At 46.0% G+C, this 1,567-nt stretch carries 1 protein-coding gene; it reads left to right on the plus strand.

The genetic code is table 11. The annotated features are described in order from the left end of the window. Positions 1-1,567 (plus strand): DDE-type integrase/transposase/recombinase (locus tag Q0605_RS06225; RefSeq protein WP_298705182.1); only part of this gene is annotated, 1,567 nt, incomplete at both ends.

The raw sequence follows: 1,567 nt of genomic DNA on the forward strand, positions 1-1,567 counted from the left end.
AATTTGCCTGCTATTGCTACTTGCTCGGATAAAAAACGTAAAGCCGCTTTTGAAAAATATAACGTCGTTAGGGAGTGGGAAGACGCAAAAGGCAAGATCAGCGAGGCTACTTTTCTGGAGTATATCAACGCTAAAAAGATATGCCCCGTAAAGGTAACCGCAAATAAGCTCTACGACTGGCAACGTAAATTTAAAAAAGGAGGCCTTGATGCGCTAGTGGACGAGCGGGATAATAATAAGACCCTAAAGCTTGACGCGCTAGGTCTTGCGCCGCTTTGCGTAGAGCTGATACTTGCATGCGGCGGTATGGGCAAGGTAGATATAACAAACATCTACAAGGCGCTAAATTATCACGCGGCAAAAAACTCTCTCATAAACTTTGAGGATTTTCAAGGCAAAAGAGACGAGATCGTAAGCTATGAGGTCGTAAATCGCTTCGTAAACAACTACCTAAACAAAAATAAGCTCGTAAAAAACATCATCCTTTACGGCGAGGATGGAGCGGTCGGTCGCGGCTTGCCGGCTCTTGGCATCAGCAACTACGCCGTAAGCACGATAAACGAAATAGTAGAAATAGATGGCAGCCCGCTTGATTTAATCTGCAACGCTAGCGAGCTTTGCGAGCTAATCGGCTGGCAAAACGTCAGCACTGTCTTTAAAGACAAAGACGAATTTCAAAACTATGTAAAAGAGTGGCAAAAGCGCTACACCATCATCGCTCTAATCGATACGTATAGCGGGGTAGCGACTTTTCACATCAGCGATAGTGAAAATTCTCTCTCTATTGCTAGAGCCGTCGCCAAATATATCGTGCGCTACGGCAAGCCAAAGGTAATCAAGGGCGATAACGGCAAAGCTTTTAAGAGCGAGTATATGCGCGAAGTCTTAGGCGCTCTTGAGATCGAGTATAAAGCCGTGCGCGCTTATAGCGGCTGGCTAAAGCCATACGTAGAGCGAAATTTTAGAGCCTTACAGCATAGCTTCAGCGCAAATTTAGCCGGCTTCATCGGACACAATATCTCACAGCGCCAAGCTATAGAGTTTTTCCGCTCTAAAAAAGAGCGCCGCTTAAAAAGAGGCTACAAGACGAATTTAACAAGGCTCAAAAATCTAAGCGAGGTGCAAGAACTGATGGATATGTATGCGGAAAAATTTCTAAACACCCGCTACCTTGAGCGCCTTGATACTACCTGCGCAGCTGCGTATAGTGCAAAGATAGGCGATGCTGTGTATATGGACGCTCTAAGCATCAGCGCGCGTCTTGGCGGGCGAGAGCTGAAACATGTGCATAAAAAGGGTATCAGCCTAGATGGTGTGAGGTTTTACAGCGTGGAGATGTACGGGCTTGAGCGCGTATGGGTTAGCCGTAACGTAAATAATATAAACGAGTGCTTTTTATGGAGCGAGGATAACAAATTTATCGGCGTTGCCTCTACGCTTGATTTGGATGAGGGAGTAAGCGCCGAGGAGGCTAAAAGCGCGCAAAAGCTATTTAATAAGCGCTTAAAAGAGACTAAAAAGCAGATGGACGCTGCATCGATCGCACATCGGGCGGATTTCGAGCAGA

This window comes from uncultured Campylobacter sp., assembly GCF_938017705.1.
Lineage (GTDB): Bacteria > Campylobacterota > Campylobacteria > Campylobacterales > Campylobacteraceae > Campylobacter_B.